Source organism: Paenibacillus vortex V453, from assembly GCF_000193415.1.
GTDB classification, from domain to species: Bacteria; Bacillota; Bacilli; order Paenibacillales; family Paenibacillaceae; genus Paenibacillus_AQ; species Paenibacillus_AQ glucanolyticus.
The window spans coordinates 1-25,587 of the sequence record NZ_ADHJ01000047.1; the positions used below are offsets into that span (position 1 = coordinate 1).

The following is a 25,587-nucleotide window of genomic DNA, read 5'->3' on the forward strand; positions in this document are numbered from 1 at the left end:
TAAGCTCCATATCTGCTGTTCCTGTTCCTGTTGTGGAGCTGGAATTTCCCGTCAGAAGACCTGATAAGGGATCTGCCTCGAAACGAGGAACGGACTTCCACTTGGAATAGCCCGGGGGGCTAAGCTCAGTTGATTCAAACATCGGTAACGATTCGGACCAATCATCTGATCTCCGGGAGAGCAGCTGGAGTTTTCCACTCCAGCCAAGCCAGGCAACAACAGCAAGGAGAAGCGTAATCACGACTGACAACGCCAGCATCAGCACACCCGGTTGACTCATATACAACAATCTCCAAACTCCCGCTGCAGCCAGTAAACATCCTAACAGAATATAGGTACGAACCGGGGAGGACTTGTCTTGCTCCGAAGCCCCAGGGTCCGTTCCATAATCCGTATCAGATGCCCAAGCAGCGTTGGAACCCGAGTCGAAATAATCCGAATGAGGGGTGTTCTTCTCTTCGCCTCTGCCCATTCTCCCAAACTTCAAATTTGTACGCTCAGTCAGACTTCGAATTAAACTCTGTTTATCCGTCTTGACGTCACTCTCCGTATGTGGCGCTGCTGTCCGGAAACGTGTCGATTCCGTAAAGGCGGAGTCAGGCTTGGAGATACCATTTGGTTGGATATCGTTATAGTATGAGGATAGTCCCTCCACTCTTGCAGGCACTGCCCCTTTCATCTGCGCTGCTGGTCGATGGTCTTCACCGTCTTCCCCTGCAAGTAATTCAACAATAAGCCTCTTAAGTCCCGGCAAATTAAAGCTTTGTTCACCGCAGTAGGACATCAGTGCCTGTATTCCTCCCCCTTTCAGCTCTGACACGGATGCGAGCAGCCTTGTCATTAGCTCCTTGAGCGATACAGGGAGTTGCTTGCTACCGGTCTCATTAGCTGCAAGTGGAACATAAGTTAAATATAGCGTGCCTAGATGAATGGAACCCTCAATAAATAGATAATCCTCATGAAGGATGTAGTTCTCCGGTTGAAGCATATACAGCTTGCTATCATCCAGAGCGGTCGCGATTTGAAGCAGCAACCCATAATATTCGGTGAGTGTCATACGCTCACTTTTTAATGATTGAGAGAGCATCTTTTTGCCGGTAATATCATATTCCAGCGTCACCTTGTAATCGACTTCTTTCATATGCAGCTTCAGAAAATGCGGAATTCTTGAAGATCGAATCATGCCCAGCTGCACATGATTAAGTTCTGATGGTTGGATTCCCTCGGCCCGGTCCAGAACCATGCTCGTTCCGCCGTTTTGCACAAAATCCCTCTTTAATCCGAACATAAGAACCGCCTCCTACATATGCAGTACAATATACGTGCTGATTACACCAGGAAGGACCGCAATCATGAAAGGAAACCGTAAGTGCTCCTCCTGATTATTACGCCACGGCAACCCACTCTTTAAAATAAAGACTCCGGCAATACTGCCAACAACTTTCCGAATTCGTTTCATCGTTTCCCTCCGCCAGAGAAGTATGATCAGGCCAACTACACCGGCACAAAGGACAGAATACATAATTGCATGAAGCGTAAACCATAGACCGGTCCAGGCACCTATGCCTCCAAACAGCTTGACGTCGCCTGCTCCAACGGCCCCTATAAAATACATGATCAACAAGATGAGGAACCCTGCTCCGAGACCCTTCAGTGAAAAGAACATTCCTTCCCATCCGTCCAGAATGCCATGATAGACAGGACCCAGCAGCATAGCTGGAACAGTCAATGCATTGGGGATTTTCATGGAACGAAGGTCTGTCAGGAAAGCCGTAATCAGATAAACGGCACAAAGTCCATAGGCAACGGCCATACGTATCAACCTCCTCTGTCGTCACTATTCGCTGGAATAGCCTTAATAGAATTTCACTTCTGTATGCACGAACGCTTCTTCAAAATGATCCTTTTAGGTCACATCTCTGGTTACATCTCTGGCCACTTCTAAGGCCACATCTCTAGTACGCTTCTTAAAGCCGTTCCTATATGCACTCATTCTTTGGAACCCAACCTATCGAAATCTTGTCTAACCCGACCTTGCAACCACCGTAAACGGCACCTCCATCCGCTGCCCGTCTGCTGTCTCAACAACAAACAGCCACGTACCCGGCGTTGTATTAAATCCCACATTCCATTCCCATTCGATATAGCCATTCTCGTCCGCGGTCTCCCATCCCAAATATTTAGCCGTACTCTGACCGCTCTTATAATAAACGGACAATTGCGCGCTGGTTCCCGGCTCCACTTTTACTTTCACTTTTGTCCTGCTTGCTCGCCACAGCCGGATTGGGCTTCTCAAGCAGTTCGATCCCCCCGCTTGTCTCCGAGCCGTCGCCGTTACCCGAATCTCCCCCTCCTTCGCCGGTATCCCCGATCCACAGCCTCTCCTGAGCCTTCGCCTGCAGCACAATTCGTTTGTTCAAGAATGGGACCCGAATGGGCAGGGCGTAGTTGACCTCAATACCGAAATAAGGACTCTCTCCACTTCTCAAATTCGGAATATGAACATTGGATACATGAATTCTGTCATAGTCCAAAAGACGATCTGGCATAAACGGCTTCAACATCGGTTTGACCACAGGATCCAGTACGGCTTCCACGGTCTGATTCTTGAGCTGCTGCAGCGGCTCCTCGCCTGAAGCTACAGCTTGCACAATCCACTCATTAACAGGTGAAGGAAGGGAGTCGCTGTAATTAGAAGCCCAATCAGCAAGCGACAACTTTGGGATTTCCCAATGGGATGTGCTGGGGGATCCGCTTTCTCCTGCCCCACCACCAACCGAGTTGCCTTGGACGGCTAGGGAAACAGGGTACATATGAGCTGCTACGGTTTTGACGGTGTCCGAAACCGTGCTCTGCAGTGCTGTCGATATCAGCGTCATTTGCACGATATATATGAGGAAAATAATAAAAAACATGAACATTGGCAGCACAAGCGCTGCTTCAACAACCATACTTCCTTGATCCGATGACGCTTGATCCTTACGGGGAGGCTTCTGTAACACCGCTAATCGTTTCATTCGAATACCCCTAATCCTAATAAGAAAAATCCGCCCTGCGATTTACAATGTAACGATTTCCCTGAACCTCATCACCGCCGCTTCCAAATACAACGCCAAGCGACTTCGTCACCCCGGGAAGAAACCATAGCCGCATGGCCGTCCTGACCTCACCTGATGCGTAGGTCGATCGTTCCGCAGGATTGATTCCGGTGTTCAGGCGAATCAATGCCAGCATTCGCGACAGCTTCCTCTCGTTATCGCTGTGAATAAACAGAAATATCCGTAAATGATCCCGGTATGTCAGCACAACGGGGACATACTTGGATAACTGAATACTCCCCGTCTGACACAACTGGATCATATCCTCTATAGCCTTTTCAATGCCATACAGTATGGCAGCAGCCAAAATAGCCAATGGATTTCCTAATTTGCTATTGACGATAAATCCTTCCATTGTCCGAACAGCAATCCTGGAGGCAAATATCTCTGCATAAGCAGCCGATATATTCCCGGCAGGGTTATGGAATCCATACAGAATATACTCCACTTCCTGATTCCCGATGGCAAATTCTTGAGCAATATCTCCGCTTGCATTAGAACCATCCACAATACCGGATAAATTCCCTATATCAAAATGCTGATAATAATGAACAGCGTACTCGTTTTGAAACAATTCGTCCCTAACACCACCAAGCACATTCCCCATGAATCCGAACTATACCGTCCATATTATCCATTGCATCTTTGCCTGCTTCATAAGGATCATCATGAAGTGGTTTTCCCTTGCTCATACTGTCTGCTTCGGCATTAAATTGAAGACTTTCGTCATAGTACTGCTGCAGTTCCCGGAACTCATCCAACATAGCCTGATGCTGCCCGTTCAGTCCGTTGATCACCTCAATGACTTTCGTGGCCTGCTTCAGCTTCTGATTAGCTTGTCTCTCCATCGCCTTGCGTTCCTTATCTGATGTCCGGAATTGCTCCAATGCTGCCTGCTGCCGGTCTATTATGTTGCTGCCGCCTGAAGTTCCGTAATTGGAGATATAATTCTGTAGGGCATGGCTAGCTTCAAGCACAGCCCCTTTCATACCCTCTCCGCCCAGTGAAGATTGAAGTGAAGAGACCGCATGACCAACCTGCTGGTATAGGCTCTCCTGCCCCTCAATCTCTTGCCGGAAACTGTTCATCAATTCATCGCTGTGAACTAATTTGTCCGCCTGTTTCCGGATAGATTGAATCATCTCCGCTTCTGACCCGGATGAATCGGTTGATCCCGGTGTTACATCATTCGTGACCTGATCATACCCTTTATTGGATGAACGATTCTCCGAATCCTTGATAACCTGCTTCATCTCATCGTTCAGATTCCTTGCTTCCTCCCACAGCGTATATGCATCTTCGAGAAGTTTGTCTTTCTCCTTCTGAAACCTGCTGGCCTCACTCGAAATTTCTGAACCAATGGAAGAAATTCCGTTCTGATAAGCCATAAGCTGCAGCGTGTACAGCTTCTCCTTAGGAGGCCTGTCCGCATCCTCCTGCTGTTTAGCCTTATAATCGGGGTACTGTGATGCCCCATCGGCAGCAGTAGAAATACTTCCTCCAAGCGAAGCATCGTAGATGGATCGTCCGGGCGGATCCATAACCAGCTTCGAAAGTTTGATTGCATATTCGCCTGCCCTGCGCTGCTTGACCAGCATTTCATCGAGGGCCTCTTCCCGCCTGTCATACAATTTGCGAAGCTGCTTAAGCACATCTACCGTATTAGAAGCTTCCTTCATGGACTGCGACAACGGTTTAAACTTGTTGACAAGCTCCAGCGTGAAATCAATCGGCGCTTTATACTTCATATCCTCGATAATCTGCCGGTTGAATATGTCATAGGTACCCAGCGGACGCTGCAGTTCAAGTCCTGAACTGTCGAGCTCCATTGCCATTAACCGAAATGCATCGCTTCGATCTCCTGGATTGAGGCTATCATTCAACACATTGCCCATGATCAAATCCCCGCTGCTGTCGCCAAAGGCATATAATCCATATTCCTTCTGCAGCTGCGGATCATAAGATGACATCACAGAACGTACGGCTGCTCTTGTCAGGCGTTCGCTCTGCACCTTCATGGCGGCTATACGCGAATAATCAATAAATATGGCAACAAACATGAATACAGCAGCCAATGCGATAATCAAAAAAACAGATACAGATCCATCAGACGATCGGACTCCCTGTTTTCTTCTCCGGCTCGACTTTGTTTCCCCTTGTTTCCCCATGACTATCGCGGACCTCCGAACTTTTGTAGAACTTCTCCTGCAGCAGCCTTATCCGTTCCATTGCCTCCGCCTTGAAACTTCGATCCGTAATAGCGCATCAAATCTACCGTCCGAATAAACTCGACAGGATCAACCACAATTGATTGTCCGCTTACCTTGATCTGACCGCCATCATCTAACATCCGGCTGAGCGGCGTAAGCGATACTTGCTCGTTTAATGACGTTGTTACTTTTCGAATGAGCAGTTGATTGGTATACCGCATCTCTCCCGCCATACTTGACGGCACAGCCATACCTCCCTTGTACATCTTAAGCTCAGGCAGCTTTCCGCCAGCAGACTCGCCTTGCGGCAATGAGATTGACCTCGTCTCGTCTCCCCCGGCCAAACCAAATAGAGTTCCTAACACATGATCATCCGTCAACCGCCAATATAGTGAATCATGCTGCCCCAGCTCCACAGATCCCGAGGCTGAAACCTTATGGCTGTTGTCCCAGGCATACGCAGTCCGTTCGGAAGCTGCAGCTGAAGCTTGGACCAGCATAGACTGTTGATAGATATATAAGCATAGAAACAGAAGCAAAGCCGTCACCATCAACACAATGGGAAGAACCAGGGAAGCTTCAACCGTGAAGCTTCCTCTCTCGTCCTTCCATTTCCTCGCAAGCATCTTATTCAAGGAACTCCTCGCTCTTGTTATTCACAGAATCAAACAGATTATTAACCAGCGACGTAATCTGATCCTTGAATATGAGCGCAATAATTAAAATAACAACGAGGATTAGGATCATCTCGAGCGTTCCAATCCCTTTCTCATCCTTCCAAAAAGCCTTCATTCCATTCTTCATCACGGTTAGCATCATATTCATACACCGATCCCTTCTACATGTTCATCATCATAAATGCAGGTGCTCCAAGCAAAACAATTACAATCATAAAAATTACGACCATCGGCAGCACCAGCTTCGAGGAGGCCTGCTCCCCCCTTGTTCTTCCGATGGCCTTGCGCTTCTCCCACAGCACACGCGACAGATCCCGAAGCGCCATTACAAAGTCATTTCCGCCTCGACGAAAATTAAGCAGAACCGTAGTTGTAAATATCGACACTTCCTGAACGCCGCATCGTTTGTTAAACTGCTCGAAGGCTTGCTGGAACGGATGGCCTCCTTCCCATTCCAGCACCATTCTCTTAAGCTCTGCATACAGGGGATGATTCATATCCTTGTTCCGTTCTACACAGTGAATCACTGCCCTCTGCACCGTTTCTCCTGCCCCAACAAGCAGCACAATCTTGTTTAGAAGCTCCGGCAGCTCCATAATGATTTCTTGCTCGCGCAGCATCACTTTTTTATGCAGATCCTTAACCAAAGCAACGGGCAGCAATGCGCCTAACCCCAATCCTGCTATAAGCCCCATAACCTCTCCCGATAACAATGCCCATATACATCCACCGATCCAAATTAACCATGTATACGCAAGTGCCTCGGCCATAAACAGCAGCGTCAATTCTGCACTGTGGCGCAAGCCGTATATTTTCTGGACGGAGCCCTGCATCCGATAGAAGACAATCGGAATGCGCATCGGAACCTTCCCCCGCTCCAGCATGAACAGCAGAGGCGGAGCCAGCCTTTGCAGTCTCAGTCCCGCCATGGACAACTTGCTAAGACGATGGTATCGTTCGCCGCACATTTGATTCAGCACCACCCAACCACCCACAAGCAGAACCATCAGCGCACCGGATATCCATGTCAACATGCCCGCTTCACCTCCTTACACCTTGATGTTCATCATTTTGCTGATCCACAGGAAACAGCCTCCTAAAGCAGCCAATGCAAAGGTTGAAATCAAAATCCCGGCTCCGCTGTACATAGGCTCCATGTAATCGGGAGACGTCATATTCATGAACAGCAGCAGCAGGAACGGCGCAGCCAGCAGCGCCTTGGATTCAAACCGCTTCTGGGCAATCATCACGGATATCTCCTGCTGTATGTCCAGCTTTTCTCCGATGACGGAAGAGGTTCTGCGAACGACTTCAACCAGATCGCCGCCTGTTCGTTTGCACGTTGAGAAAACATCTGCGAAATTCGTAATATCCTCCATCCCTGCTCTCCGGGCAAAATCCTGCAGCGCCACTTCAATCGGTTCACCGTATTCTAATCGGGACACAATGACTTTAAGCTCAAAGATCAGATCACTGCTAGCTCCGGGATCGAGCAGCAGTAAATCCTGTACCGCATCCCTGAACCCGTTCTCTACGGAACGGCCAGCCGACAGCGATGAGGACAAAGAGTACAGAGCCTGCTTAAAGTGGAGATTCAACGTCTTGCGTCTGCGATCCAACATAAACCGGCGCCAAAACTTAGGAATCATCAAGCCGCCGGCGCCAAGCAACAATGACAAAATCAAATGGTGATAAAACAGATAACCGATGAAAGAAAACAGAACTCCGCCAAGGATGACACATGCCGCTCTTTGTCTTATCGAGAGGTGATATACACTGTAATCCGGAAGGGTGTTCGTTCGTTGAGCGGTAATTCGCTCGGCCTTCCCGCCAGCCTTACGCCGTTTCATCGCCTGCTCGCCTTGTTCCTTCTCGGAAATCGGGACTGAGCTGTGAGGCCGGTTCATTCCGCCACCACGATCTTCCTCAGCGGCCAATCCGTAATCCCGGCCATTTGAAGCTTGTCCGAGCATCGAAGTGGGTTACCGCAAGGTTCAAGGCCCCCAATAACCCGGCCGGACGCTTCCCCGCTCTCACGGAATCGATACAGCGGGTTCAAGAGCACTTCCCCGCCGTTCATCCCGATCACTTCGCTAATCTCCGTTACGCGCCGCGAACGATCTCTTAGCCGCGATAAATGAACGAATACATCAATAGCCGAGCTGATTTGCTGACGGACCACACTGATTGGGAGATCCGCACTGCTCAGCACCATTGTCTCCAGGCGGCTGATCATATCCTGCGTGCTGTTGGCATGACCTGTCGACAGACTTCCGTCATGCCCAGTATTCATCGCCTGCAGCATATCCAGCGCCTCGCTTCCACGAACCTCACCCACCACGATCCGATTGGGACGCATCCGCAGCGATGAACGGATCAGATCGCGCATGGCGATTTCCCCCCGGCCTTCTGTGTTGGCATTCCGTGTCTCAAGTGACACCAGGTTTGGAACGGTTACGATCTTCAATTCTGCCGAATCCTCAATCGTTATGACCCTTTCATCAGGCGGAATATACTGCGATAGGGCATTCAGGAAGGTTGTCTTCCCCGAGCCCGTTCCACCGCCTATAAAAATGTTGTACTTGCCCTTGACCAATACCCGGAGCAGTTCTGCCGCTTCCTCCGATAACGCCCCCCTTTCGACCAGATCATGCATCGTCATCGGCGATTCCGGAAATTTGCGAATCGTCATGGTCGGGCCTTTCAGTGCTATGGGGGGAAGCACAATGTTAACCCGCGAGCCATCCTTCAATCTCGCGTCTACAATAGGTGTTGACTCGTTTACTACACGGTTTACCGTACCGACAATGCTCTGAATGATATCTTCGAGGCGGCTCTGCGACTCGAATTGGAGCGGCAGCTTCTTCACCTCACCATCCTGCTCAATGAAAATATCCTGATGGCTGTTGATCATAATCTCCGTTATTCTGGGGTTATCCACTAAGGGCTGAAGCACATCCAACCCGCGAAAGGAATCATACACTCTCCGCACCAGCCTGCGCTTCTCTGCGGCCGTCAGCTCCAAAAGCTCGCGCCTTCTCCACACCATCTCCTCGATGCGTGCCATTAACTCCGAGTTGTTCACGCTGGAGCTCATGTCCAGCTCAGACCGAACCTGATCACGGACGGACTTGAATTGATCTTCCATCATATTCGCTACCCTCCGCCTACAAGAGCTGGCCTAATACCCGAGTTATCCAACAGCTGCTGACAGAGCTTCAATACTTCCCTCTGGTATATGGGTGAGGACAACAGCAGCTCCTCTTGATGGAGCTGCTTCCATGAAGGAATATAAGGCAGTACATCGTCAATACCAATATCCTTGCGGGGGAGACTGTTCACCAGTTGGCCAGTAAACCGATTGACAATGAATCGACTGCGCTTCTTCATACTTCCGAAGAGTGCAGTGTTCTTTAATTCCAACTGATCCATCCATACACAGCACTTATGCATACTAATAAGATCATCCAATAGAACCCAGATCAGCAGCTCGGCTTGTTCGAGAACGGCCTGCATTCGTTCCCCCATGTACCCTTCCGTATCCACCACAATGGCATCGTAGTGATGACAAGAAACTAGAGAGGTCAACAGCAAAGACGTATCCTCCAGGGTCATCTCCGTCATTTCCTTCACATTGAAACTCGGCTCAAAGGAATCACACTTCAGGCTATGATGCCTGACAATGTAAGGGGTTATCGACACCTCTGTCCTTGGAGCCAACTCTTGCGAGGCCTTCATGTCGTACAGCAATCTGGAGAAGCTTCCCTCCATGCCTACCGAGCCGGAAGGAAACAATGCGCTGCTGTTCACCGTCTCCAAGTTAAGATAGAACACTCTCAGCCCCAACACGCCCAGCTGCTTCGCCATATTCATTGCGATCGTCGACTTGCCGCTCCCTCCAAGAGGAGATACAATGCCGATAACCGGTGTCGTTTCGGCATTCTGTTTCTCTAAAGAGCCGCCATTTCTCTTATAGCAGGCTATCATGACCTCCAGCAGCTGAGGCAGGGGCTGATACTTGGGCGTACTGCTGCCGTCTTCCATCCGTGAGAGTGGTGAATCACCTTCGCTAAGAAGCAGCCAAGGCACGGGGGCATCCCCCCGACTGAGCCAGCTCTCCAACATTTCAGCATCCCCCACGACCAGATTCGGTACTTCCCCCGAGCTCATATAATGAAGAAATGAATCCATGCGGGTAAATGCCGTCACTTGCAGAGCTGATCCGTAGGAACTGCCATACGCATAGTTCAGCAGCGGTTCGACATACCGGGAATCCTGCACTGCCAGCACAATTCGGGCCGGTATCATAAAGCCAATCCCTCTCTTCTGCAACAACGCAAAAAAGCACCGTTCATGCCGCGTAATCGCGGTCAATGAACGGTGCTTCCGTTGTCTGCTATAATTTGACATTAGAATATCACAGTTGCTGCAGAACGGCAAGATTTATTTTTATTACATAGATAGCCCTTAATCACTATTGTCAAAACGTGGATATATGCACTACTATATAGGATTAGAACTAATGTTCTCTAAATAGTAACTACTTATATAGAAAAACCTATATAAACTCCTATACTATCTGGACGAATACATACAAGCCAGGAGAGTGACAACAAGTGAAACAACGAATGTTAACCGCTATACTAGCTGCCTTGCTTCTATTATCAGGCTGCAGCCAGCCAATAATGTCTCCAGCAACATCCAGCGAGCAGACTTCAACCCAAGCCAAGTCCGGCACGGACACGGCCAGCTCCAATACAGCGGCCTACCCAACCGATGACCTCAATCTCCCGAGGGTTGCGGTAGAGCTGGTCAAAGCCATAGACGGAGACACCATCAGCGTTATGTTTGAAGGAAAAAAGGAAAATGTTCGGCTGCTGCTGATCGATACGCCCGAAACCAGTCATCCGAAATTGGGCGTACAGCCATTCGGGCCCGAGGCCAAAGCCTTTACAAAGGAACTGGTGGAACAAGCCGATCGGCTGGAACTGGAATTTGACATCGGTCCGAACCGCGATAAATACTCCAGGCTGCTCGCCTACGTTTATGCCGATGGAACCATGGTTCAGGAAGCGCTGCTTCAGGAAGGACTCGCACGTGTCGCCTACATCTATCCGCCCAACACCCGGTACGTTGACAAATTCGACGATTTGCAGCGAATCAGCCGGGAGCAGGCTCTCGGCATATGGAGCGTAGAGAACTACGCCCAGGAAGACGGATTCCATCCGGAAGAACAGGACGCGAATAAAAACAACAATAATAACAATAGCGCCCCAACAACCAAAACGCCGATTGAGAACCGCGAGAAGCCCAAGCAAGGCTGCGACATTAAAGGGAATATCAATTCCAAAGGCGAAAAAATCTACCATACTCCCCAATCTCCCTATTATGATCGCACGAAGCAGGAGCAGTGGTTCTGCACGGAGGAAGAAGCCGTCCAGGCCGGCTTCCGGGCGCCTCGCAATTAGAATTGAATTTCAGGATATGAAATGAACATTCATGTTCATCTTATATACATTTTAGCCGTATGTGAAAAGGAGCCACGAGTCATGGGGAAAAAGAAAACACCAGCAGCCCAGCCCAATGAAAGCCAGCCGCTTAATCCAAGCTCTGCCGCACTGTACAAAACCGTCTGGAGATGGCACTTCTATGCCGGCATCCTATTTGCTCCTTTTCTGATCATCCTGGCTATAACCGGCTCCGTTTACTTATTTAAGCCCCAGATTGAACAAGCGCTATATCGGGACTACTACACGGTAACCCCTCAGGTTGAACGGGTAACTCCAAGCAAGCTGGTCGGACAAGTTAAAGAGCTCTACCCTGATGCTACCATTACCAAGTATCGCCCCGGCGAGTCGGACTCCCGCTCCACGGAAATCAGCATGACCTCTGGCAATGAATCCATGACCGTCTTCATGAATCCTTATACGGGAGAGAAAATTGGCGAGCTGAAAGACAAAGACCGCATAATGGACAAGATCGAGGAATTCCACGGTGAGCTGATGGTCGGGACGATCGGAGACCGAATCGTCGAACTAGCCGCCTGCTGGGCGATTGTGCTCATCCTGACCGGCCTGTATTTATGGCTTCCGAAAAATAAAAACAAAAGCAAAACCAAGAAGAAGAGAAGCCTTGCCGGCGTCCTGTATCCAAGGCTCGGCAAGGGCAAGCAAATTCTCCGCAGGGATCTGCATGCCGTTCCCGCCTTCTGGGTTGCAGCAGGCATGTTATTTCTCATCATGACCGGATTGCCATGGTCAGGCCTGTGGGGCAGCAACTTTCAGACCGTGGCAACCAATACCGGTGCCGGCTACCCTCCGTCCATCTGGTCTGGCAGCGCGCCATCCTCCCATGTGGTGCAGACCAAGGACGTGGCAGAAGTACCCTGGGCTGCAGAGAATCTGGAGGTGCCGAACTCCAGCATCTCCGACTTCACTCCGCTTCCGATCGAAGATGTAATGTATGTCGCGAGAAGCGAGGGCATTCATCCGAGCTATACGATCAGCATCCCGCAGCAAGCGGATGGTGTCTATACGCTGTCCGCCTATCCGCCTAAAGCCCAGGATGAGGCCACGATGCATATCGACCAGTACAGCGGAGCGGTTTTGGCAGATTATCGCTATGATCATTACGGATCGGTCGGCAAAGCCGTCGCCCTTGGGATTACGCTGCATAAAGGAACCCAATTCGGCATCGTAAACCAGATCTTCAGTTTGCTTATATGCGTGGGAATCGTTCTAATCGCGGTAAGCGGTCTGTACTTGTGGTGGAAGAGAAAACCGGAACATGGGCTGGGAGCACCGAAGGCACCCGAGGTGGATGCCAAGCATAGGAGAGTATTCCTTCTGCTCTTCATCGCTCTGGGGATTCTGTTCCCGCTGGTGGGATTATCGCTCATCATCGTCTGGCTCATCGATCGGTTTATCGTTCGGAGAATATCGGCTGTCAAGACATTTCTGAATGCCTGAACAACATATTCAAACCATAACAAGGGGTGGCGGTTTCATGATCGTAAAAAGCCGTTTTATAATGTCCATTCTGCTGTCGGTCCTATTGCTGAGTGCTTGTTCGGCCAAACCTGACGCAGCCAATCGGTATGAAAAGGAAATTCCGCTGATCGCCGAGGTTAATATCCCCGACACACTATCCGTGAGTCAACCGGAGACCATCGAGATCATCCTTACCCAGGGCGGCCAAAGAGTGCCGGATGCGGACTTTGTCCATTACGAGCTGTGGAGCCATGACGGCTCCCTGCGTGAGCCTATGACGGATGCGGTAGAGGTAGGAGAAGGTGTGTATACAGTAACCAAAACCTTCGATAAAGAGGGGCTTTATTTCTTTAAACTTCATTGCGGCAATAACGGCTCCATCATCATTCCCCAAAAACCGTTCGCCGTCGGAGCATTGTCCGAGGCAGAGCTTGCCTATCTCCAAGCGGAAACCCCGACATTTCAAGAAGGCACAGCTGAACATCAGCATTAAAAATAAGACTTGATCTAGGATAAAAACCGGCGCCGAATCTCCGGCGTCGGAACCATGCATTCGTTGGAGCGTCCAAACCAGCGGTAACGGTTCTTTGCTACCCAGCGGTACACCAGGTTCCGTAAGACAGGCGGAATCAGGATGAGCGCATACGACAGCGACCATGGAAAGCGAAGACGCCGTGCAATGCGAAGAGCACCTGTCGACCTTGTATAATACTTCCCATTTTCAATCAATATCATCGTTTCGGTTGACTCTCCATCAAATCCCCCTTGGCGCAGCAGCTCCTGTCCAATCTCCGATTGCAGCGAAGCAAAGCGGAACGCCCCCGCAGGATCTCTCCGAATAATGAATTGGGTCAACCCCTGGCACAAATGGCACACGCCATCGATCAGCACAACGGCATAGTCCTCATTATTTACGATGCGTTGATCCTCCATAGTTCGCAGCCTCCTCGTATTATATAAAAAAACACGTCTCTCGACGTACTTTCTCAGACAACAGATTGCATACAGCAAAACTCATTCTTGCAAGTTAAGATTAGCAAGCCGCTAATCGAATAGTTTACACTTTCTTCCTTAAAGAAAAAACGCAGGAGCCCTCTCCTACGCTTGATCAAGTACGCTATTTTTGGTTTTACTACTCAGCAGCTTTACTCAGCCACTCGCCGTCTTTCATCTGCTGGTCGAATTCGTTCGAGAATTTCTCCATGCATTTGCATATGAAATCTTTACGACAAACCGGGCAAGGTACTTTCCCAAGTCGGCTGAGCGCAGTCAGTTTCCATTCCGGGAAGCGGTTGTAGAATACGCGAATATCCGTTCCGTCAGCCGTGTGGATAATGAATTCGTATAGCCCTTCTTTGTCATTGCTTCCAGCTGTGGTCACACTTGCAATATGCGGTCTGTATGGCATGTCATCACCCGTTTATTTTATTTAAATTCCTTATGACTGGTTTGTACTTTCTGGTACTTAGTCATATTAAAGAATTTTAGAGGTGATGTCAACCGAAGAACACATCCAGGATCGAGCCAAGCTGGCCTCGCTTTTTCCCTTCCAATATATCCGGGTTGAACACTTCCACATATCCGCAGTTTGTGCAGGAAACAAACAGGAAATGGTTGTGCTGAATATCAAACATCTTGCTTAGTCCTGCTCCCGACATGGAGACCTCCTTCGTCTGGCAGTGATTGCCTCCGCATTTACTGCACACAAACCGTTCCTCGATCATTTGTTCAATACGCATCCCAGGTGCCCCTTTCTCAATACTTAATCATAAGGAGAAATACGGAGTTTCATGTAAAAAGTTTCATATATGCAAGCTGAGCTGACAAAAAAAGATGACCCTCATATAAGAGAGTCATCCCCATTTCTTATTCTTGTTCTTATGGTTAGCTTACGCTTAACTCCACGTCGATGTTGCCTCGGGTTGCCTTGGAATAGGGGCAGAACGCATGCGCTTTTTTGGCGAGGTCCTCGGCCTGGCTTCGTTCGATACCCGGCATTTCAATCTTCAGCTTCACCGCAAGCTTGAAGCCGTCAGCACCTTCGTCTTTTCCGATCATCACCTGGGAGTGGATCACAACATCCTTAAGCTGCACGCCTTCTTTACGGGCTATATTAGCCAAGGCGCTTTCGTAACAAGCCCCGTATCCAGCCGCAAACAGCTGCTCCGGGTTGGTTCCATCCCCGCCGGGTCCTCCCAGTTCCTTCGGCATGCTTAATTTGTGATGAAGAACTCCATCCGTAGATTCAACGGAACCTTCACGTCCTCCAATGACTTTTACATCTGCTGTGTATAATGGTTTCATGCTCGTTCATCTCCTTCATACCCTATTATGATCTCTACATGTACTCTTTAAACTTATGGCACAGATTGAAACGACAAATAGGGCAGTTCTCAGGAAACACCTTATTTACCAATCATAAAAAACAGCAAAAAAAGCTGTGATTCAAATGGATGATTCCACTTCAATCACAGCTTTTTCTAAAGTATGCGGTAGAGAGGACTCGAACCTCCACGGGTATACACCCACTACCCCCTCAAGATAGCGTGTCTGCCATTCCACCACTACCGCATAATATAAGGGAAGTTCTGTAGCGAACATTCCCTATTATACTGTTCTGCAATACAAAAGTAAAGAGTTAATTATTGAGCTCCAAATTCGGCACCTGCATAGCTATGTCTTGTCATTTCTCTTATCCTTGCGGTAAGCAGAAAATTCAATATATTCGCGGATGAACTCCTTCTCATTCTCTGCAAGTCCCGACATGGCAAGATCAGCCGCTTCCGGGTCCACTTCATATTCTCCCCGGGATTCCCTGACCCGAGTATTGGGACTGCCCTTGCCAATGATCAGCCAATCCAAACTCACGGAGAAGAATGCAGCGATCTCAATCAATTTATTTGTGCTCGGCGTTGTTTTCCCCCTCTTCCAGTCACCAAAATTTCCTGTGCTGATCCCGAGGGTTTCGCAAAACGCCTTCTTGGTCATACCCCGGCTTTCTATGAGATGTTCGATTCGTTGGTAAATAGACTGCATTAAACAACCGCCTTCCTATTCTCTCTAAAAAGAAAATATCTTATGTACGTAATTTTTTCTTGCACAATGACTTAATTAAGTGTATAATCAATATATATTGCCTAAATTATACCATAGTACTCATAGATCGTTGTATCTTTTACTCATGAGTCTATTTAGTACGAGGAGCGAGTAATTTTGCCCTACGATACCATAATCACATCTTGGAACAATGCGGTTCACTCCTTGAACAAGGGACTGATGATCATTACCCCCGACGGCATCATCGACAAAATGAACGATCCGCTCATTGCCATGGCCGAACAATACGGTGTTTCCCCTGAGTTCAAGTGGCAGGGGACATCCTTTTTTGATATCACTTCCCAGCAGTTGGGACAGGCCTCATTCGATCATTTTTTTGATGTGGTGGACTTCCCTGCCATCAAGGATGTTATAGCAGGAAAGCTGCCTGAATATTCCTTTGAATATGCAGTGAACGGGAACGGTCAAGATATCTGGGTGCTATGCGAGGTCATGCCGCTGCTTATGAGTGATGACAACCTTATCCATGGAGCCATGCTCTCCTTCACTGACATTACGAAGTTTAAGCACAAGGAGCTGCTGCTGGAGCAAGCACTGGCCCACAGCTATCCCTTGCCGGGACACATTCCGATCTGTGCCGTATGCAAATACGTGCGCCATGCCGAAGAATGGGAGCCGGTCGAGAGCTATTTGGAGAGTCGTCTCCCGATTGAATTCACACATGATATTTGTCCCGATTGCATCCGCAGATTATACCCCAAATATTCCTCCATCCTGGATGATCCCCAGATACCTGATTAGATGAATACATAATACAGCACAAATAAGCAGCTTCGTCATCCGAATAATACGGAAGGCGAATCTGCTTATTCATCATTCGGCGATCTTTCGTATATTACGCGTTCACAAAACGAAGCAGAGGGCTTATGAGAGCCGGCAGCACCGATACATGCCCTTCCCCCTCAATTTCGGTAAAAGCGGTCTCCAGCACGTCTTCTTGCCCCTTGAGAAACGCATACAGCTCTCTGGCGTCTTGAACCATGGACGGTTTCTCCTGAGCTCCGACATATATGTGCAGCTCTTTGCGCTGTCCAGTTTGCAGTATACGCGCTTTCCCTTCTTCCCATTGCTTGTACAGCATGTAGTTCTTCCACCATACGGAGGGACATGCCGCTATGTACCGCTGAAAGGCCTGCGGCCTGGTAAACAGTGTATGCAAGGTAAAATAACCCCCCAGCGAGTGCCCAAATAACGCCTGCTTCGCAAGGTTTACCGGATACTGCCGTTCTACTGCTGGCTTCAGCTGATCCTCGATGAACGCATGGAATGCCTCGACACCGCCTGTCTCCGGCCATTGAAATCCATTGGGACGGACCGGCAGCTCATCGGTATCGGCATATTCCGTAAAGTTATAGAAACGCTCATTACTCACGATAGGACTGTCGCTGTCAAAGCCGATGCCCACAATAAGAGCCGCAGGGATGCCGCGGGGCGTACGAGACTGAATGCGAATCGCCTCTGCAAGCGATCCGAAGGTAGCATTGGCATCCAGTGAATACAACACAGGATACCCGCCCTCGGGCGGAGGTCCCATCGGCTCGGCGATGAAGATACGGTATTCACGGCCCGTAAGGTCGGACTGCATAGACCAGGTCACCGTCCCGGGTATGTGAAACAAGCTGTCGTTAGGGTGGGCGCTTGGCCCCTCACCCTGAGCTTGCTTCGCCTTCAGCTCCTCCCCTTGGGCCTCCTTCATGAACAACCATTGCAGTGCATCGGGAAATCTTCTGGCCATAAAGATGGCGTCATGGGTTCCATCCGGATCTACCTTCAGCTGCAGTCGCTGCTTGCTCATCCCATTTTCACCCCAAAACCGATGGGCCTCAAGGTTATTAGGGAACATATTCTTCTGTGCATTTTTCTTATATACACCCTCTTGACGCCCCACAGACATAAATACCCTCAGGCTGGCTGGCAGGCTCCCCTGCTGCCTGATGAAATCCATAACCCCCTCATACCACAGCGAAGCCGACAGCATCCCGATTCTTCCAAAACTCTCGGGACGCCAATATCCCGCAAACATCGAGATCAGCCCGCCAAAGGAGCCGCCGATAATCGCCGTATGTCCAGGCTCAGGTAGTGTCCGGTATTGTCCGTCAATGTGGACTTTAATGACGTCAGCCACTTCGTCTACGTAGGCTCTGCCCTGCCCTCCGAAGGGGGGATTCCCATCCAGCAGAGAATCTGCCGGCCATGGCGTATACTCATCATTGCGGTTTACAGGTGATATTCCGACCAGGATAACTTCATCCAATTGCCCGGTTGAAAACAAATGCTCCACATAATTCAGGCAGTCCATGAACAAATCTCCATGATCCTGCACATAGGCAACAGGATAAAAGCGTTCCGAATCATCCTGATAAGAAGGAGGCAAATACAGTTTGAGTTCCCTGTTCTCAACCACCAGCTGCTGATAACGATTCATGTAATCCTCCCGAAAGCTTCTTTTATTTTCTCATGCGAATCAATAGATAGATGAAATAAGGCACTCCGATCACGGACACCACAATCCCTGCAGCCAATTCGGCCGGAGCAAATATCGTTCGGCCGATGAAATCGCCGATGACAACAATCGCCATCCCGGCTATGCCGCTGACAGGTATGATATGCCTGTGCCGCAGTCCCACCAGCTGTCTGGCCAGATGCGGAGCGATCAGACCGACAAATCCAATGCTGCCGGACACGGCAACACTCGCGCTGATCAAGCCGATGCTGCACAGCAGCAAAATATTTTTCTCACGTTCGACAGATACCCCTACACTCTTCACGCTTTCTTCACTAAGCTGGAACAAGTCGAGCACCTGTGAGCGGAACCATATAACAGGCGGCAAAATAATGAGCCAAGGCAGCATAGTGACCACGAACTTCCAATTGGCACTGTGAAGGCTGCCGGCCAGCCAAGCTACGGCCATCTCGTAATCCGACGGGTTCATTTTGAGAGAGAAGAACATCGTTATGGCCCCAAAACCGGAAGCAATCGCAATACCCACCAGGATAAGCCGCTGCGGGTCCAGCTTCCCGCCTTCTCTGGCAAACATAAATATGGCCGTTGTCGCTGCTAACCCGCCTGCAACGCCAAACATGGGCATCATCATAACCCCAAGCCAGCCTGACATCGTGATCTGCCCTTGCAGTAAGAACATGAACAGAACAACCGCCATGCCTGCGCCGGCATTGATGCCGAGAATGCCCGGGTCTGCAAGTCCATTACGCGTTACGCCCTGAATAACGGCCCCGGCCATGCCCAGCGCAAATCCTACGAGTGCACCAAGTACAATGCGCGGAAGACGGAATTCAAACACAACGAGATCGAAGTCCGAATTGGGATTCAACCGGAGCAGCGTCTGGAATACTTCCTTAATCGACATGTCAAAGGTTCCGTTCGTCAAACTGAAGTATATCGCCGTCAAGACAATAGCAATTCCTCCAGCAACCACAAGCGGGAATCGATAATATGTGTTACGCACGCTGCGCCCCTCCCCTCGTCTTGATCAGATACAGGAAGAAAGGAACCCCGATTAATGATGTAATGACACCGACCGGCGTTTCAAACGGGAAATTCACAAAGCGCGCAAGAATATCACATAACGCAAGAAACATGCCGCCTAATACTCCCGAGACGGGTACAATCCATCGATAATCGGAGCCTGACAGGAACCGGGCTATATGAGGGATAATCAAGCCCACAAAGGCAACCTTGCCCGCCAGCGCCACCGACACGCCTGTCAGAATAACAACCGCCAGCATCGCGAGGGCTTTGATCAGCCATGTATTCACACCAAGCCCCTTGGCCGTCTCATCTCCAAGCGACAGGAGTGTGATCGATTTGGACAATACGATGGCAAGGCATAGACCAACGATAGCAAAAGGAATGCTCAGCTTGATCAGCCCAGGGTCCATTGCATGCAGCCGGGCATTGTACCAGAAGCTGATGTTTTGCGAGATTTGAAAATAGGCGGCTATCGCCTCTGCAGTCCCGCTAAGAAACGTACCGATCACGGTACCGAGTATAGCCAGCCGAACCGGACTGAGCCCATTCGGTATGAGCCACGCCAATCCGAACACAACGGCAGCCCCGATGGCCGAACCGATCAATGAACTGACGATGTACATATTGGAGCTGGCATTCGGGATAAATACCATAAACAGCGTGACGGCAAACACAGAACCGTCAGACACCCCCATAATGGATGGTGAAGCCAGATAGTTCCGCGTCATGCCCTGCATTAAAGCTCCTGAAACCGCGAGGAAGGCACCGATGAGCATCGCGCCTACTACCCTTGGCATTCGGGAGCTCATAATAATCTGATGATCAACACTCTCCGAGTCAAAAGCAAAGATGGAATCCCAGACGGTATCCATCGTAATATTCTTGGCCCCATACAGGATGGAGGCCGCTATGAGTAATAAACAGACTGCCGGGGCCATCACAAGGATGACAGCCGGCAGTGATTTTTTGAACCCCATGAACAACACGCCTTATACGTTTATACTGGAACTTTTATTTACTTAGTCAGATTCTCGACTGCAGCTTTCAGGAACATAATTTTGCTGTATGCTGTTCCGCCTTGAGCAAGCGGATCGACCACATTGACAAATGCGGTGCCGTTCTTGAATGCGTTCAGGTTCTTCATGATTGGATCATTCTGCAGCTCTTCCAGTGCATTGGGTGTATCCTTGTTCTCATCTGGTGAGAACTGTACGAATACATAATCCGGATTCATCTCCGCAATTTTCTCTTTTGAGATCAATTCCTGTGCCTTGGCTGCCGCTACTTCTGCTGGTACTGCAATCCCCAAATCCTCATACAACACCGGGTTAAAGAATACGCCGGCAGGGTATATGTACATCTCGCCTGCACGAATACGAATCGCCAGAACCTTCTTGTCCTTCAGGCTATCTCCAAGGGTAGTTTTGACTTCTTCCAAATCTTCTTTATATTTGGCTATTTCCTGCTCAGCCTGCTCCTGCTTACCGCTTAACTCGCCAAGCAGTTTCAAGTTGCTTTCCCAGTTGGTTGACACATGGGAGTATGGAATCGTAGGCGCAATTTTGTTCAACTGTTCAATAACTTCAGGTTTGGCTTTGGACGATCCCAAAATGACATCAGGCTTCAGAGACAGAATCGATTCAAAATTCGGCTCCATTTTCTCACCGACCGACGTGGCTTCCTTCGTAATCGACTCAAACATCGGCGGGAATTTGCCTGAGAAGGTGATGGCTCCAACCGGATTTACATCCAGTACAATGGCGTCCTCCATCGCTTCAACCGCACCGGTGATGACAATACGATCCGTTTTTGCCGGAAGTGTGTATTCCTGATCGAGGTATTTCACAACCTTTGTATCTGACTCAGCGGTTTTCGCTTCTTCATTCGAAGTGCTCTCCTCCGCGGGTTTGCTCGTTTCTGCCGCACCGTTCGTGCTTGCTGCGTCCGTATCCTTAACTTCGTTGCCCTCTCCACAAGCGGATAACACCAAAGTGAATACCATCAACAGCCCTAAGACCCATTTCATTCTCTTCATCTCTCTCCATTTACCCCTTCCATGATCAATGATCACTCAATAATTGATAATGATTATCATTATTGATTATGGTATAGGATTTGCCCTTTTTTCACCATGGACAAATAACCGGATTCATCATGGACATTTTCCGGAAAACAACCGGAAGGCCTCCTCAGCCATATGCTCCATCGCGATGGGCGAGTACTCGCGCCAAGGATAAGAGGATAATTGATGGAATGATCCCTCTCTCACTGCTGGGAGCGTCATCCATTCCGGCGTAGCCTGCAATCTTCTCCAATGGGCCAGTGTCTCGGAATCCTGACGAATCAGAAGCAGAATATGCCCTGCGCAGCTCTCTTTGATCTGCTCCATCGTCAGCCCCCTGCCGTTCTCGAAATCCAAAGACAGCGCGGGCTGGAAATTAAAATCATCATATAATAATTCCTTCATGCCCGGATGACTGTAACTCATCAGCTCATCCTGATGCAGGCGTGCGGTCAAAAGGGTCCGCTGTCCCATCCTGCCAGGGGGGAGCTTCTCGCGGTAGGACGATATTTTCCGATGAAACCCTTCAATCCACTGCTCCGCCTCCGGCAGCTTGTCCAGCACTTCCGCCAACCCAAGCAGATTGCTCTGCCATCCCTCATGCTCTCCCGGCATCTCGTAGAGAGGGGCGATCAGCCGAAGCTGGTCCTTCTCCCATTCTTCTATTCCGTATGCACAAACAATAAGCTCCGGACGCGCCGAAGCAAGCTTCTCCAGATTCGCATATTTATTATGATTCTGACGGTACGCATCGAGATGCACCGGAATATCCGGACCGAGAACATTATAATAGTGTTGCGACCACTTGGGATGAAGCGGAGCTGCATATGGCGTGAAATCCAGCGGCATGACATAGCCCAATAGGGTAGTTGAACCATACAGGGCCATTTTGTTTTTCCTTGTCTTCATATACACCGAGGGAGAGATTCCAAATGCCTTCTTAAACTTGCGGCTAAAATAAAACTCATCCTTGTATCCCACCATATGCGCAACTTCCCGCAGCAAAGAATCCGAACCCAGCATCAGCTGCTTCGCCTTGTTTAAGCGCACATTCGCCAAATAGTCCATCGCGCTATGACCATACGTCTTCTTATACACCTCTACAAAATATTTAGGACTCAGCTCGGACAGGCCGGCTAGTTCGTCGATCGTTAAATCTTCATTATAATGTTCTTCAATATACTCCTTCACCCGCTCCAGCGCTTGTCTCTTGTCGTTCTTGGCGTATGGACCGCATCCAGCGACCATTGTATATAACAGCTCTTGAAAATCAATCTGTACCCTCCACTGTTTTAGGGGGTCCTTGCTGTGAAATTCCTTGTGCATCGTGCGGCAGACAAGATTCAAGCGGTCAGGGGAGCTGACAACGAATATGCCGTCATAGGGCGTGAAAGCTGCGTCGTCCACCTCATGCAATCGACCACAGCCCAACTCGCCTTCATAAAAACCAAAATGAAGGATCGCAACCGCCGTCAACTCTTGTTCCTCCACACTTCGATGATCGTCGCTCGTAATACCAAACGTGGATCCCGCCGCACAAAAATAAACACACCCCTTATTCATGCGGGTGATTTGTTCTGCCTGCTGCAAAGAGGCCTCCCCGCTAAGGGGGACGATCAGGGCCGACTGTACGGTCAGCTGTTGGTCAAGGGACAAGCTGTGTCCATGAACGATATCGATATTCCATAAACGGGCCATCAGCCCGCCGTATTCTTTCGGAACATTCTTATCACTGCTATTGCTCATCAGATTTAACATATATATTAGATCCCAACCTTAATTAATGAGAATGGTTATCATTATCATATAATTATCACACACCGTGTCAAATGTCCAGTGGGACCATCCTCTTTTCAGAATTGTCACAAGTATAGACCCAACATAAAAAAGCAGCCTTGCCTCCACAGGGAGTCATGACTGCTTCTTCAAATGGGATATATCTAATGAAGGTACATACAGGTGGGTCTTTAGAATGCGATATTTTCCTTGCCCTCCATGAGGAGCCTCTTCCTAGGCCCGCATATTCAGGGTTAATTCCGCCGAAGGCGCTGCCGGTTGCGAGCCCGGGCCTCACCGCCCTTGCGGCCTGCCTCTTCGCGGCTCATCTTGGCATCTTCGGTATGGTTCTGATTTCTCGATTCTCCACCCATCTGGCCGATTTCTTGATAGAACTCGCGTCCATGTGAGCTTGAGGTTGACTCTCCGCCTTTGCGTCCGATATCCTCATAGAAGTCCTTGCCATGGGTATCCGAAGTAGCTTCTCCGCCCTTCTGGCCGATCTCCTGATAAAACTCCTGATTATGCGAATTAGACGTAGATTCTCCACCTTTCCTGCCGATTTCCTGGTAGAAATCTCTATCATGAGCACGAGAGGTTGCCTCTCCGCCCTTTCGTCCAATCTCTTGATAAAATTCTTTGTTATGGTTGTTCGCAGTAGCTTCTCCACCTAAACGTCCTGCTTCTTCACGGCTCATCTTTCCATTGTTGTTGTTCTTAGCCATTCTGAATCACTCCTTATAGGTTATTGGAAGTTGTTGCTCGTCCACGGTATCATATTAACCTTGTGAACGGCGATGAAACATAAATTTTGCATAAATGCGCAAGTTTGCATCAAGGTCATCCTGCACAAAGTCTTGATATACACGAAAAAAAAGCCCCGCACAAAGTGCGGGACTGTTTATCAACATCTGTATGCGGTAGAGAGGACTCGAACCTCCACGGGTATACACCCACTACCCCCTCAAGATAGCGTGTCTGCCATTCCACCACTACCGCATAATATAAGGGTACATCCATTCGTTACTAAATAAAAAATGGTGAGCCATGAAGGACTCGAACCTTCGACACCCTGATTAAAAGTCAGGTGCTCTACCAACTGAGCTAATGGCTCTCGATGACAATCTTGCAGCTGCCATATAAGAAAAATGGTGACCTGTAGGGAATAACCTCTCTTCGTTCGAGACTGCGATGCTTATCCTAACGAAGATCTTGCTCCGACGAATCGACGGGGTTCTCATCCCTGAGGTTATATAAGAATTTGGTGACCCGTAGGGGATTCGAACCCCTGTTACCTCCGTGAAAGGGAGGTGTCTTAACCCCTTGACCAACGGGCCACTTTAACCACGTCGCCGTGACGACAAGATTGAGTATAGCATAAATTTAAAAATGCTGGCAAGCTTTTTTTTCGTAAATTTTAATATTTATTTTCAGTGTTTTTTCGGCCTATAATCAGCCCAAGAAACCAGCCGCTAGCTGCGTTTCTGTGACGGTATTTCTCACACCCTGCACATGGTATGCATGAGCGTCCACTCTCGAGCTTACGATCTTATGCAGCTGTTCATCTATAAAATGCAAAGCAGCCCCATCATCGGCAGCATATCCGGATTGCGCCTCACCATTAAGTACAAGATTATGGTACGACGGCCTTCTCTTACTCTCGCCATCATAGTGAGGGCAATGGCTTCCCTTCAGCATACCCAACCCCTCAAGCTTGTACAAGGGTGCATTCAGCGGATCTGTAATCCCTTCTTCAAACCAGCATATGGAGCCAGCGCTTAACCCCGTTAACAAAACACCGAGACTGCGAAGTATGCCTAACGCTGCTTATGCTCCGGCGAACCCTATCCAGGGTTCTCATCCCTTTGCAAAAAAAAGCCCCCAATCACTTTGTGATGGGAGCTTTCTTCGGTGTAACGCTAAACGGAGAGAGAGGGATACTCTCCCTTCGGTCGAGACTGCGAAGTATGCCTAACGCTGCTTATGCTCCGACGAACCCTATCCAGGGTTCTCATCCCTTTGCAAAAAAAAGCCCCCAATCACTTTGTGATGGGAGCTTTCTTCGATGTAACGCTAAACGGAGAGAGAGGGATTCGAACCCTCGCACCACTTACGCAGTCTAACCCCTTAGCAGAGGGTCCCCTTATAGCCACTTGGGTATCTCTCCA

Annotated in this window: 28 protein-coding genes and 5 tRNA genes; 4 read left to right on the forward strand and 29 right to left on the reverse strand. The window is 49.2% G+C overall.

Going from position 1 to position 25,587, the window contains the following annotated elements; translation table 11 throughout:
• From PVOR_RS25075 to PVOR_RS25120, 12 genes are all read right to left on the reverse strand, one after another.
• The coding region (locus PVOR_RS25075; protein ID WP_006212355.1) for a DUF6382 domain-containing protein at nt 1-1,288 on the reverse strand (1,288 nt) is incomplete at its 3' end.
• Between the two features lie 12 nt (nt 1,289-1,300).
• On the reverse strand, nt 1,301-1,813 hold the full coding sequence (locus PVOR_RS25080; protein WP_006212356.1) for an A24 family peptidase: 513 nt from the start codon (nt 1,811-1,813) through the stop codon (nt 1,301-1,303).
• A gap of 210 nt (nt 1,814-2,023) precedes the next feature.
• Nucleotides 2,024-2,254, reverse strand: a complete 231-nt coding sequence (locus PVOR_RS32370; protein WP_234973092.1) for a hypothetical protein — start codon at nt 2,252-2,254, stop codon at nt 2,024-2,026.
• Nucleotides 2,202-3,017, reverse strand: coding sequence for a TadE/TadG family type IV pilus assembly protein (locus PVOR_RS25085; RefSeq protein WP_234973093.1), 816 nt, complete (start codon nt 3,015-3,017; stop codon nt 2,202-2,204). Before PVOR_RS25085 ends, PVOR_RS32370 begins: the two co-directional genes overlap by 53 nt.
• A gap of 16 nt (nt 3,018-3,033) precedes the next feature.
• On the reverse strand, nt 3,034-3,705 hold the full coding sequence (locus PVOR_RS32375; protein WP_234973094.1) for a hypothetical protein: 672 nt from the start codon (nt 3,703-3,705) through the stop codon (nt 3,034-3,036).
• Nucleotides 3,680-5,266 (reverse strand): hypothetical protein, encoded by a 1,587-nt coding sequence (locus tag PVOR_RS25090; protein ID WP_234973095.1) that lies wholly within the window; start codon nt 5,264-5,266, stop codon nt 3,680-3,682. Before PVOR_RS25090 ends, PVOR_RS32375 begins: the two co-directional genes overlap by 26 nt.
• A gap of 2 nt (nt 5,267-5,268) precedes the next feature.
• On the reverse strand, nt 5,269-5,934 hold the full coding sequence (locus tag PVOR_RS25095) for a TadE/TadG family type IV pilus assembly protein (RefSeq protein ID WP_006212358.1): 666 nt from the start codon (nt 5,932-5,934) through the stop codon (nt 5,269-5,271).
• A 1-nt stretch (nt 5,935) separates the two neighbouring features.
• Nucleotides 5,936-6,127: a Flp1 family type IVb pilin gene (locus tag PVOR_RS25100; RefSeq protein ID WP_036642627.1), complete on the reverse strand. Its 192-nt coding sequence runs from the start codon at nt 6,125-6,127 to the stop codon at nt 5,936-5,938.
• 19 nt (nt 6,128-6,146) lie between these two features.
• Entirely contained in the window at nt 6,147-7,019 is an 873-nt protein-coding gene (locus PVOR_RS25105; protein WP_006212360.1) for a type II secretion system F family protein, read from the reverse strand.
• A gap of 15 nt (nt 7,020-7,034) precedes the next feature.
• Entirely contained in the window at nt 7,035-7,835 is an 801-nt protein-coding gene (locus PVOR_RS25110) for a type II secretion system F family protein (RefSeq protein ID WP_172964031.1), read from the reverse strand.
• A gap of 53 nt (nt 7,836-7,888) precedes the next feature.
• Nucleotides 7,889-9,136 (reverse strand): CpaF family protein, encoded by a 1,248-nt coding sequence (locus tag PVOR_RS25115; protein ID WP_006212362.1) that lies wholly within the window; start codon nt 9,134-9,136, stop codon nt 7,889-7,891.
• A gap of 5 nt (nt 9,137-9,141) precedes the next feature.
• Nucleotides 9,142-10,395: a hypothetical protein gene (locus PVOR_RS25120; RefSeq protein WP_234973096.1), complete on the reverse strand. Its 1,254-nt coding sequence runs from the start codon at nt 10,393-10,395 to the stop codon at nt 9,142-9,144.
• 218 nt (nt 10,396-10,613) lie between these two features.
• On the opposite strand from PVOR_RS25120, the gene PVOR_RS25125 reads away from it, so the two are divergent.
• From PVOR_RS25125 to PVOR_RS25135, 3 genes are all read left to right on the forward strand, one after another.
• The gene (locus PVOR_RS25125; RefSeq protein ID WP_440971544.1) at nt 10,614-11,453 is read left to right on the forward strand and encodes a thermonuclease family protein; all 840 of its coding nucleotides are present in this window, start codon (nt 10,614-10,616) and stop codon (nt 11,451-11,453) included.
• An 81-nt stretch (nt 11,454-11,534) separates the two neighbouring features.
• On the forward strand, nt 11,535-12,953 hold the full coding sequence (locus PVOR_RS25130) for a PepSY-associated TM helix domain-containing protein (RefSeq protein ID WP_006212365.1): 1,419 nt from the start codon (nt 11,535-11,537) through the stop codon (nt 12,951-12,953).
• 37 nt (nt 12,954-12,990) lie between these two features.
• On the forward strand, nt 12,991-13,467 hold the full coding sequence (locus PVOR_RS25135) for a FixH family protein (protein WP_006212366.1): 477 nt from the start codon (nt 12,991-12,993) through the stop codon (nt 13,465-13,467).
• A 14-nt stretch (nt 13,468-13,481) separates the two neighbouring features.
• Here PVOR_RS25135 and PVOR_RS25140 read toward each other — a convergent pair whose 3' ends face one another.
• The 6 genes from PVOR_RS25140 to PVOR_RS25165 all read right to left on the reverse strand — a co-directional run bounded on the left by PVOR_RS25140 (nt 13,482) and on the right by PVOR_RS25165 (nt 16,010).
• The gene (locus tag PVOR_RS25140) at nt 13,482-13,907 is read right to left on the reverse strand and encodes a thiol-disulfide oxidoreductase DCC family protein (RefSeq protein ID WP_006212367.1); all 426 of its coding nucleotides are present in this window, start codon (nt 13,905-13,907) and stop codon (nt 13,482-13,484) included.
• Nucleotides 13,908-14,106: 199 nt separating this feature from the next.
• Nucleotides 14,107-14,382: a hypothetical protein gene (locus tag PVOR_RS25145; protein WP_006212368.1), complete on the reverse strand. Its 276-nt coding sequence runs from the start codon at nt 14,380-14,382 to the stop codon at nt 14,107-14,109.
• 88 nt (nt 14,383-14,470) lie between these two features.
• Complete coding sequence (locus PVOR_RS25150; RefSeq protein ID WP_006212369.1) at nt 14,471-14,713, reverse strand: zinc ribbon domain-containing protein; 243 nt, start codon at nt 14,711-14,713, stop codon at nt 14,471-14,473.
• Nucleotides 14,714-14,858: 145 nt separating this feature from the next.
• Nucleotides 14,859-15,278 (reverse strand): organic hydroperoxide resistance protein, encoded by a 420-nt coding sequence (locus PVOR_RS25155; protein WP_006212370.1) that lies wholly within the window; start codon nt 15,276-15,278, stop codon nt 14,859-14,861.
• 184 nt (nt 15,279-15,462) lie between these two features.
• Nucleotides 15,463-15,545: transfer RNA gene (locus tag PVOR_RS25160), tRNA-Leu, on the reverse strand.
• A 102-nt stretch (nt 15,546-15,647) separates the two neighbouring features.
• Nucleotides 15,648-16,010 carry a helix-turn-helix domain-containing protein gene (locus tag PVOR_RS25165; RefSeq protein ID WP_006212371.1) on the reverse strand — a complete coding sequence of 121 codons (363 nt, stop codon included), beginning with the start codon at nt 16,008-16,010 and terminating at the stop codon, nt 15,648-15,650.
• 177 nt (nt 16,011-16,187) lie between these two features.
• On the opposite strand from PVOR_RS25165, the gene PVOR_RS25170 reads away from it, so the two are divergent.
• Nucleotides 16,188-16,832: a hypothetical protein gene (locus PVOR_RS25170; RefSeq protein WP_006212372.1), complete on the forward strand. Its 645-nt coding sequence runs from the start codon at nt 16,188-16,190 to the stop codon at nt 16,830-16,832.
• 94 nt (nt 16,833-16,926) lie between these two features.
• Here PVOR_RS25170 and PVOR_RS25175 read toward each other — a convergent pair whose 3' ends face one another.
• From PVOR_RS25175 to PVOR_RS25225, 11 genes are all read right to left on the reverse strand, one after another.
• Nucleotides 16,927-18,516 carry an alpha/beta hydrolase gene (locus tag PVOR_RS25175; protein ID WP_006212373.1) on the reverse strand — a complete coding sequence of 530 codons (1,590 nt, stop codon included), beginning with the start codon at nt 18,514-18,516 and terminating at the stop codon, nt 16,927-16,929.
• A 22-nt stretch (nt 18,517-18,538) separates the two neighbouring features.
• The gene (locus PVOR_RS25180) at nt 18,539-19,558 is read right to left on the reverse strand and encodes a FecCD family ABC transporter permease (protein WP_006212374.1); all 1,020 of its coding nucleotides are present in this window, start codon (nt 19,556-19,558) and stop codon (nt 18,539-18,541) included.
• A complete protein-coding gene (locus PVOR_RS25185; RefSeq protein WP_006212375.1) occupies nt 19,551-20,558 on the reverse strand; it encodes a FecCD family ABC transporter permease in 1,008 nt (335 codons plus the stop codon). The genes PVOR_RS25180 and PVOR_RS25185 overlap by 8 nt, the downstream gene beginning before the upstream one ends.
• A 38-nt stretch (nt 20,559-20,596) precedes the next feature.
• Nucleotides 20,597-21,616: an ABC transporter substrate-binding protein gene (locus PVOR_RS25190; RefSeq protein ID WP_040681000.1), complete on the reverse strand. Its 1,020-nt coding sequence runs from the start codon at nt 21,614-21,616 to the stop codon at nt 20,597-20,599.
• Between the two features lie 117 nt (nt 21,617-21,733).
• A complete protein-coding gene (locus PVOR_RS25195) occupies nt 21,734-23,401 on the reverse strand; it encodes an AraC family transcriptional regulator (RefSeq protein WP_006212377.1) in 1,668 nt (555 codons plus the stop codon).
• 272 nt (nt 23,402-23,673) lie between these two features.
• Complete coding sequence (locus PVOR_RS25200; RefSeq protein WP_006212378.1) at nt 23,674-24,144, reverse strand: KGG domain-containing protein; 471 nt, start codon at nt 24,142-24,144, stop codon at nt 23,674-23,676.
• Nucleotides 24,145-24,335: 191 nt separating this feature from the next.
• Nucleotides 24,336-24,418, reverse strand: a tRNA-Leu gene (locus tag PVOR_RS25205).
• Nucleotides 24,419-24,457: 39 nt separating this feature from the next.
• Nucleotides 24,458-24,533 (reverse strand) — tRNA-Lys (locus tag PVOR_RS25210).
• Nucleotides 24,534-24,681: 148 nt separating this feature from the next.
• A tRNA-Glu gene (locus tag PVOR_RS25215) sits at nt 24,682-24,756 on the reverse strand.
• 115 nt (nt 24,757-24,871) lie between these two features.
• Nucleotides 24,872-25,213: a Type 1 glutamine amidotransferase-like domain-containing protein gene (locus tag PVOR_RS25220; RefSeq protein ID WP_006212379.1), complete on the reverse strand. Its 342-nt coding sequence runs from the start codon at nt 25,211-25,213 to the stop codon at nt 24,872-24,874.
• Nucleotides 25,214-25,497: 284 nt separating this feature from the next.
• A tRNA-Ser gene (locus PVOR_RS25225) sits at nt 25,498-25,586 on the reverse strand.
• Nucleotide 25,587 lies beyond the last annotated feature (1 nt).

Excerpts from the sequence above, each read along its gene's own strand:
- PVOR_RS25080 (WP_006212356.1), bottom strand. The coding sequence starts at position 1,813 with ATGGCCGTTGCCTATGGACTTTGTGCCGTTTATCTGATTACGGCTTTC.
- PVOR_RS25085 (WP_234973093.1), bottom strand. The coding sequence starts at position 3,017 with ATGAAACGATTAGCGGTGTTACAGAAGCCTCCCCGTAAGGATCAAGCG.
- PVOR_RS32375 (WP_234973094.1), bottom strand. The coding sequence starts at position 3,705 with ATGGGGAATGTGCTTGGTGGTGTTAGGGACGAATTGTTTCAAAACGAG.
- PVOR_RS25090 (WP_234973095.1), bottom strand. The coding sequence starts at position 5,266 with ATGGGGAAACAAGGGGAAACAAAGTCGAGCCGGAGAAGAAAACAGGGA.
- PVOR_RS25095 (WP_006212358.1), bottom strand. The coding sequence starts at position 5,934 with ATGCTTGCGAGGAAATGGAAGGACGAGAGAGGAAGCTTCACGGTTGAA.
- PVOR_RS25100 (WP_036642627.1), bottom strand. The coding sequence starts at position 6,127 with ATGATGCTAACCGTGATGAAGAATGGAATGAAGGCTTTTTGGAAGGAT.
- PVOR_RS25105 (WP_006212360.1), bottom strand. The coding sequence starts at position 7,019 with ATGTTGACATGGATATCCGGTGCGCTGATGGTTCTGCTTGTGGGTGGT.
- PVOR_RS25110 (WP_172964031.1), bottom strand. The coding sequence starts at position 7,835 with ATGAAACGGCGTAAGGCTGGCGGGAAGGCCGAGCGAATTACCGCTCAA.
- PVOR_RS25115 (WP_006212362.1), bottom strand. The coding sequence starts at position 9,136 with ATGATGGAAGATCAATTCAAGTCCGTCCGTGATCAGGTTCGGTCTGAG.
- PVOR_RS25120 (WP_234973096.1), bottom strand. The coding sequence starts at position 10,395 with ATGTCAAATTATAGCAGACAACGGAAGCACCGTTCATTGACCGCGATT.
- PVOR_RS25125 (WP_440971544.1), top strand. The coding sequence starts at position 10,614 with ATGTTAACCGCTATACTAGCTGCCTTGCTTCTATTATCAGGCTGCAGC.
- PVOR_RS25130 (WP_006212365.1), top strand. The coding sequence starts at position 11,535 with ATGGGGAAAAAGAAAACACCAGCAGCCCAGCCCAATGAAAGCCAGCCG.
- PVOR_RS25135 (WP_006212366.1), top strand. The coding sequence starts at position 12,991 with ATGATCGTAAAAAGCCGTTTTATAATGTCCATTCTGCTGTCGGTCCTA.
- PVOR_RS25140 (WP_006212367.1), bottom strand. The coding sequence starts at position 13,907 with ATGGAGGATCAACGCATCGTAAATAATGAGGACTATGCCGTTGTGCTG.
- PVOR_RS25145 (WP_006212368.1), bottom strand. The coding sequence starts at position 14,382 with ATGCCATACAGACCGCATATTGCAAGTGTGACCACAGCTGGAAGCAAT.
- PVOR_RS25150 (WP_006212369.1), bottom strand. The coding sequence starts at position 14,713 with ATGCGTATTGAACAAATGATCGAGGAACGGTTTGTGTGCAGTAAATGC.
- PVOR_RS25155 (WP_006212370.1), bottom strand. The coding sequence starts at position 15,278 with ATGAAACCATTATACACAGCAGATGTAAAAGTCATTGGAGGACGTGAA.
- PVOR_RS25165 (WP_006212371.1), bottom strand. The coding sequence starts at position 16,010 with ATGCAGTCTATTTACCAACGAATCGAACATCTCATAGAAAGCCGGGGT.
- PVOR_RS25175 (WP_006212373.1), bottom strand. The coding sequence starts at position 18,516 with ATGAATCGTTATCAGCAGCTGGTGGTTGAGAACAGGGAACTCAAACTG.
- PVOR_RS25185 (WP_006212375.1), bottom strand. The coding sequence starts at position 20,558 with ATGGGGTTCAAAAAATCACTGCCGGCTGTCATCCTTGTGATGGCCCCG.
- PVOR_RS25190 (WP_040681000.1), bottom strand. The coding sequence starts at position 21,616 with ATGAAGAGAATGAAATGGGTCTTAGGGCTGTTGATGGTATTCACTTTG.
- PVOR_RS25195 (WP_006212377.1), bottom strand. The coding sequence starts at position 23,401 with ATGTTAAATCTGATGAGCAATAGCAGTGATAAGAATGTTCCGAAAGAA.
- PVOR_RS25200 (WP_006212378.1), bottom strand. The coding sequence starts at position 24,144 with ATGGCTAAGAACAACAACAATGGAAAGATGAGCCGTGAAGAAGCAGGA.